This is a genomic window from Leisingera sp. ANG-M7 (assembly GCF_000813965.1).
GTDB lineage: Bacteria > Pseudomonadota > Alphaproteobacteria > Rhodobacterales > Rhodobacteraceae > Leisingera.
The window spans coordinates 204683-211227 of the sequence record NZ_JWLI01000013.1 but is presented as its reverse complement, the minus strand read 5'-3'; the positions used below and the strand labels follow the sequence as shown (position 1 = coordinate 211227).

The 6545-nt window shown below is 61.5% G+C and carries 7 protein-coding genes; 1 reads left to right on the top strand and 6 read right to left on the bottom strand.

Annotated features, from left to right (window positions below; genetic code table 11):
• On the top strand, positions 1–183 hold a 183-nt coding region (locus tag RA26_RS23100), incomplete at its 5' end, for a hypothetical protein (protein ID WP_206540439.1).
• Positions 184–312: 129 nt separating this feature from the next.
• Here the strand turns inward: RA26_RS23100 and glnT are convergent.
• From glnT to RA26_RS16470, 6 genes are all read right to left on the bottom strand, one after another.
• Positions 313–1644, bottom strand: a complete 1332-nt coding sequence (glnT, locus tag RA26_RS16495) for a type III glutamate--ammonia ligase (protein WP_039185426.1) — start codon at positions 1642–1644, stop codon at positions 313–315.
• A gap of 76 nt (positions 1645–1720) precedes the next feature.
• On the bottom strand, positions 1721–3052 hold the full coding sequence (locus RA26_RS16490) for an FMN-binding glutamate synthase family protein (protein ID WP_039185425.1): 1332 nt from the start codon (positions 3050–3052) through the stop codon (positions 1721–1723).
• A 19-nt stretch (positions 3053–3071) separates the two neighbouring features.
• Positions 3072–3755, bottom strand: a complete 684-nt coding sequence (locus RA26_RS16485) for a GltB/FmdC/FwdC-like GXGXG domain-containing protein (RefSeq protein WP_039185424.1) — start codon at positions 3753–3755, stop codon at positions 3072–3074.
• A gap of 1 nt (position 3756) precedes the next feature.
• Positions 3757–4653: a class II glutamine amidotransferase gene (locus RA26_RS16480; RefSeq protein ID WP_039185422.1), complete on the bottom strand. Its 897-nt coding sequence runs from the start codon at positions 4651–4653 to the stop codon at positions 3757–3759.
• Positions 4654–4786: 133 nt separating this feature from the next.
• The gene (locus RA26_RS16475) at positions 4787–5002 is read right to left on the bottom strand and encodes a hypothetical protein (protein ID WP_039185421.1); all 216 of its coding nucleotides are present in this window, start codon (positions 5000–5002) and stop codon (positions 4787–4789) included.
• 11 nt (positions 5003–5013) lie between these two features.
• Positions 5014–6387, bottom strand: coding sequence for an ammonium transporter (locus RA26_RS16470; RefSeq protein WP_039185418.1), 1374 nt, complete (start codon positions 6385–6387; stop codon positions 5014–5016).
• Positions 6388–6545 lie beyond the last annotated feature (158 nt).

Sequence of the window (6545 nt, the reverse complement as noted above, 5' to 3'; positions counted from 1 at the left end):
GTCACTCTTGTAGCTCATGGCCATCTCCCTGCTGCCATCCGTTCCGGTTCACTCCCCGCGGCACATGTTGAGTGCGAGGCAAAATATATTCCTATTACTCAATTTATTTTCCTAACCGTCAACACCCCCACGCCAATTTTTCACTGTAAAAGCGGGCCTATTCCGCATTTCCGCCGCCAATAGGAAACACGCGGTTTTTCACCCCGGGTGAAAACGGCGCATATGCGGCAGGTGCTGCGCAAACAAAAAAGGCCCGGGCAAAACCCGGGCCGCGCAAGGTTCAACCCGAAGGCCGAACAGGGGAATCAGTGCTTAGATGTCCAGCGTGTTGTCCTTTTCCCAGCGGGAGAAGTGATTGACGAAGGAATTCCACTCCTGCTGTTTCATCTTCAGATAGGCTGCGGAGAACTCCTCACCCATCATCGCCTTCAGCCCGTCATCCTTGTCGTAGAAGCGCAGCGCATCCAGCATGTTGAGTGGCAGCTTCGGCGCATCGGTGATGGTGTGGCCTTCGGCGTACATGTCGATGTCATGGCGCGGGCCGGGATCGGCCTTGGAGCGGACACCGGAGAGGCCCGCCGCAATGATCACCGCCTGCAGCAAGTAGGGGTTCACCGCCCCGTCCGGCAGGCGCAGCTCGAACCGGCCGGGCCCGGGAACGCGCACCATGTGGGTGCGGTTGTTGCCGGTCCAGGTCACGGTGTTCGGCGCCCAGGTCGCGCCCGACATGGTGCGCGGCGCATTGATGCGCTTGTAGGAGTTCACCGTCGGGTTGGTGATCGCCGCCAGCGCCGAGGCGTGCTTCATGATGCCGCCCAGGAACCAGCCGCCCTGCTCCGACAGCCCCAGTTCGGCAATCTGACCGGTGCCTTTTTCACCCGCAAAGACGTTGACCCGGGAATCTTTGCCCGGCGCATCCCAGACCGAGATATGAGCGTGGCAGCCGTTGCCGGTGAGGCCTTCGACGGGCTTCGGCATGAAGGTGGCACGGAAGCCGTGTTTCTCTGCCACCGATTTTGCCATGAACTTGAAGAAGCTGTGCTTGTCGGCGGTCGCCAGGGCGTCGTCGAAGTCCCAGTTCATTTCCCACTGGCCGTTGGCGTCCTCATGATCGTTTTGGTAGGCGCCCCAGCCTAGCTCCAGCATGTAATCGCAGATTTCGCGGATCACATCATAGCGGCGCATCATCGCCTGCTGGTCATAGCAGGGTTTTTCAGCGGTATCGTAAGGGTCCGAGATTTCCTCGCCGTTCGGGGTCAGCAGGAAAAACTCGGCCTCAATGCCGGTCTTCACATGCAGGCCTTCGTCCGCGGCTTCCTTGATCAGCCGGCGCAGCACATTCCGCGGCGCCTGCGCCACATCTTCGCCTTCCATCACGCAGTTGGCCGCCACCCAGGCGACCTCCGGCTTCCACGGCAGCTGGATCACCGAGGCCGGATCCGGCACCGCCAGCATGTCCGGGTGCGCGGGCGTCAGGTCAAGCCAGGTGGCGAACCCGGCAAAGCCGGCCCCGTCTTCCTGCATGTCTGCGATCGCCTCTGCCGGCACCAGTTTGGCGCGCTGCCCGCCGAACAAGTCGGTGAAGGAGATCATGAAGTATTTGACGCCTTTTTCTTTTGCGAAAGCAGCCAGATCTGTTGTCATGGTCCTACTTCCTTTCCCTGTTGAACGTATTTCGAAAATGGGGCGCGAACCGTTGCCGGCCGCGCCCCGCCAATCATCAGAACCCAGCTTTGCCCGGGTACCAGTCAGTCCCCGCCAGCGGCACCCGCGCCATCGCGGCGGCCTCCATGGTCAGGGCGCACAGGTCCTCGGGCTCGAGGTTGTGCAGATGGTTGTGGCCGCAGGCGCGGGCGATGGTCTGGGCTTCCAGCGTCATCACTTTGAGGTAGTTGCGCAGGCGGCGGCCCGCCTCGACCGGGTCCAAGCGCTTCATCAGCTCCGCGTCCTGGGTGGTGATCCCGGCCGGGTCTTTGCCCTCGTGCCAGTCGTCATAGGCGCCGGTGGTGGTGCCCAGTTTCTGGTATTCGCTTTCCCATTTCGGATCGTTGTCGCCCAGTGCAACCAGCGCCGCGGTGCCGATGGCGACCGCGTCGGCGCCCAACGCCATCGCCTTGGCCACATCAGCGCCGGTGCGAATGCCGCCGGAGACCACCAGCTGCACCTCGCGGTGCACACCCAGATCCTGCAGTGCCTGCACGGCAGGGCGGATACAGGCCAGGGTGGGCAGGCCGACATGTTCGATGAACACATCCTGGGTGGCAGCGGTGCCGCCCTGCATGCCGTCCAGCACCACCACGTCCGCTCCGGCCTTCACCGCCAACGCGGTGTCATAATAGGGCCGTGTGCCGCCAACCTTGATGTAGATCGGCACCTGCCAATCGGTGATCTCGCGCAGCTCCAGGATCTTGATTTCCAGATCATCGGGGCCGGTCCAGTCCGGGTGGCGGCAGGCGGAGCGCTGGTCAATGCCCTTGGGAAGGGTGCGCATTTCCGCAACGCGGTCCGAGATTTTCTGGCCCAGCAGCATGCCGCCGCCGCCGGGCTTGGCACCCTGGCCGACCACGACCTCAATCGCGTCCGCCTTGCGCAGGTCATCGGGGTTCATGCCATAGCGGGACGGCAGATACTGGTAGACCAGTTTGGTGGAATGGCCGCGCTCTTCCGGGGTCATGCCGCCGTCGCCTGTGGTGGTCGAGGTGCCCGCAGCAGAGGCGCCGCGTCCCAGGGCCTCCTTGGCAGGCCCCGACAACGCGCCAAAGCTCATGCCCGCGATGGTGATCGGGATATCCAGCTCAATCGGCTTCTTGGCAAAGCGTGTGCCCAGCGTCACCTTGGTCTCGCATTTCTCCCGGTAGCCCTCCAGCGGGTAACGCGAGATCGAGGCGCCAAGGAACAGCAGGTCGTCGAAATGCGGCACCTTCCGCTTGGCGCCGCCGCCGCGGATGTCATAGATCCCGGTGGCCGCCGCACGGCGGATTTCCGCGTTGATGGGGTTGGAAAATGTCGCCGACTGGATCGGGACTGTACGGGGGATGTTATTGCTATCCATGTCTTTTTGATCCCTGTCCTTAGTACGCTTGCGCGTTGTCGACGTCGAAGTTGTAGAGCTGGCGGGCAGAGCCGTAGCGCTTGAACTCCTCCGGCTTGGCATCAGCACCTGCACGGGCCAGCAGATCCTTCAGGATCTCGATGTGCTCGGGGCGCATTTCCTTCTCGATGCAGTCCGCACCCAGGCTCTTGACCGAGCCGCGCACAAAGAAGCGCGCCTCATAGCAGCTGTCACCCAGCGCATCGCCGGCATCACCGAGCACCACTAGGTTGCCGGCCTGCCCCATGAAGGCGCACATATGTCCGATGTTGCCGTGCACGACGATGTCGATGCCCTTCATCGAGATGCCGCAGCGTGAAGAGGCATTGCCCTTGATCACCAGGAGGCCGCCATGGCCGGTGGCCCCGGCGTACTGGCTGGCGTCGCCCTCGACAATCACGGTGCCGGACATCATGTTTTCCGCCACGCCAGGCCCGACAGAACCCTCGACCCGGACCGTCGCCTGCTGGTTCATGCCGGCGCAGTAATATCCGGTGGAACCCTTGACGGTCACCTCGACAGGCGAGTTCAGACCCACGGCAATCGCATGGCTGCCCTTAGGGTTGACGATTTCCCAAGCAGTCTTGTTGGAGCTGCCGTTCAGTTCCTGCAGGGCGGAGTTCAGACCGCGCAGGCCATTTGCTTCAAGATCATATGTCTGCATCTTAGTGGTTCCAGAAGTAAACGGTTGCGGGTTCGGGCTCCCAGACGCGGGCGTCTTCGATGCCCGGCAGGTTCACCAGCGCGCGGTATTCGCTGCCGAAAGCCACATACTGGTCGGTCTCCGCCATCACGGCCGGCTTGCAGGCGATCGGGTCGCGGACTACGCCAAAGCCGTCCTTGGTGCCCACCACGAAGTTGAAGAACCCGTCCAGGTCCTCCAGCGTGCCCTCCAGCGCTTCACCCAGAGTGGCGCCGTGCTGCATCTTCCAGGTCAGGTAGGCCGCGCCGACTTCGGTGTCGTTCTGGCTCTCGATCCGAACACCGTCGCGCTGCAGCTTGCGGCGCAGCGAGTTGTGGTTCGACAGCGAGCCGTTGTGCACCAGGCACTGATCCGATCCGGTGGAGAACGGATGCGCGCCCTCGGTGGTCACGGCAGATTCGGTGGCCATGCGGGTGTGGCCGATACCATGGGTGCCGCTCATGCCGCGCACGTTGAAACGCTCGGCGACCTTCTCGGGCAGGCCCACTTCCTTGTAGATCTCGATGGTGTCGCCCGCGCTCATGACACGCATGCCGGGGCGCAGTTCCGCCAGCGCAGCGCGGGCCTCTTCGCCCTTGCCCGCGGGCACATCCAGCACCGCGTGGGTATCGATCACCCGGATCGACACATCGGTGCTCAGTGCCTCGGCCAGGGCGCCATCCAGCCCGTCAAAGGCCGCGTCCGGCGCGTCCGACTGAACGGTCAGCTTGGTGCGCCCGTCCGCTTCGGATCCGTAGATTGCAATGCCCGCACTGTCAGGACCGCGGTCCGTCATGGTGATGAGCATATCGGTGAGCATATCGCCCAGTTTTGGCTCTAGTGTTTTGTCTTTCAGAAAAAGACCGACAATCCCGCACATGGGTGTGCCTCCTGCTTTTCATCTCGAATCAACGCTAGCAGTTTGCGCTTACTCATTCAACTGTTATGAAACTTATTTTCCCCTGAAGGAAACAAAGGCGCGCCGGTCTGGCGCGCCCCTGCAGGTCTCCACATTAGTATTTTTCAAGCAGAGCGCTTATTTTCTCCTTGTCACCCATCTCCTTGGCCTTATCGAGATGGGCACCTTCCCGGACAAACTGGATCCTGTGCCAGCCGATCCAGAAGGCCACCCCCAGGACCACCATCAGGCCTTCTGATCCCTGGAACGGGTAGACCGCCCCAACCTCTGCCAGGTCCACAGCCCAGCTGTCGTATCCGATCGTAGACATTTCAATTCTCCTTATTCAGCTGGGACACCGCCACCGTTCAGCGCAGCCTTGTCAGCAGCGATGATTTCGGCCTTGGCGTCTTCGTAGGCATGGTGTTCGGCGTAATCGAGACCTTGCAGTTCGACCTCCAGCGGGATCCGCAGCACGCCAGCGGCGGCCTGCATCTTGGAAATCACAAAGGCAGGCAGGAAGCCGAGCACGAAGAACATGATCACCGCGCCGATGGTCTGGCCAACCGGGTTGACGGTGGCATAGCCTTCATAAGGCGAGCTCGGCGCACCCCACAGCAGGAAGCCTGCGATGATCAGGCCCACGATGCCGGAATAACCGTGCACAGCAACCGCACCGACCGCATCGTCGATCTTGAAGGTGCGCTCGACCCAGTAGTGCAGCTTGTAGACGATCACGACACCAACCGCGCCGACCAGCATCGCTTGGATCGGGTGGTACAGGTCGTTGCCCGCAGAGGCGGTGATGATGCCCGCCAAGCCGCCGGAGAAGGTCCAGAACGCATCGCCCTTGGACACCACATAGGCTGCCATCAGACCGCCGGACAGCGACATCAGGAAGTTGAAGGTGATCGCAGACAGCGAGGTCGGTGCCAGGTAGATATTGGTGGCCGTCCAGGTCTCGCCAGTCAGCAGACCACCGATGCCCTCGGGCGAGATCGCCGGGATGTTGCAGGCTGCATAGAAGCCCCAGAAGCCCGAATAGATCAGGAAGATCCCGATGGTCAGCATCCAAGGGTTATGCGGCGGGATATCGCGCGGGGTGCCGTCGGCGGCAAACTTGCCCAGGCGGGGGCCCAGAACCATGATGACGCCCAACGCGTAACCGCCGGCAATCGCGTGGATCACGCCGGAGGCATAGGCATCATGGTAGCCCAGGTACTTCACCATCCAGCCCTCGGCGTGCCAGCCCCAGGCCGCGTCGATGATCCAGAACACCGAACCGATCATGACGGCATGCACCCACAGCGCGGAAGAGCGGATCCGCTCAATGACCGCACCGGACACGATCGAGGCTGCGGTCCAGGAGAACAGCAGGAACGCCGCCCAGAACACACCGGTGATCCGGTCCGACAGGTTGGTGCCCATGTTTTCCGACCACGGCAGGTTCGCAGCCCCTGCGTCATGATTCAGCCCGCCAAAGAACGGGAAGTTCGGGAAGGACCAGTAGATCCACCAGCCGAAGAAAAAGAAGGTCACCGTGACCAGCGGAATGATCATGATGTTCTTCATCAATGTGTGCATGTGGTTGCGGTGACGGCTGGCGCCGACCTCATACATGCAGAACCCCACGTGAATGAGGAACATGAAGACGACGGTCACCCAGTAATAGAACTCGGTGAACACCGTCGTTAACGCGTTCAGATTTCCATCCAATGTTTTGCCCTCCTGTTGGCAGTATCCCGGACATTTTTGCCTCTTGGGAAAATTATTTTCCTAAATACTGTGTTCCAGAAGGGCGAGCTGTCAATAATCATGTGAAAAATTGTTACCTTTGGGGAAATTAACGGCAGCATTTGCGACCTTCGCCGATG

What these genes read in the sequence shown, in the direction of transcription:
- glnT (WP_039185426.1), bottom strand. Translation starts at nt 1,644, where the DNA reads ATGACAACAGATCTGGCTGCTTTCGCAAAAGAAAAAGGCGTCAAATAC.
- RA26_RS16490 (WP_039185425.1), bottom strand. Translation starts at nt 3,052, where the DNA reads ATGGATAGCAATAACATCCCCCGTACAGTCCCGATCCAGTCGGCGACA.
- RA26_RS16485 (WP_039185424.1), bottom strand. Translation starts at nt 3,755, where the DNA reads ATGCAGACATATGATCTTGAAGCAAATGGCCTGCGCGGTCTGAACTCC.
- RA26_RS16480 (WP_039185422.1), bottom strand. Translation starts at nt 4,653, where the DNA reads ATGTGCGGGATTGTCGGTCTTTTTCTGAAAGACAAAACACTAGAGCCA.
- RA26_RS16475 (WP_039185421.1), bottom strand. Translation starts at nt 5,002, where the DNA reads ATGTCTACGATCGGATACGACAGCTGGGCTGTGGACCTGGCAGAGGTT.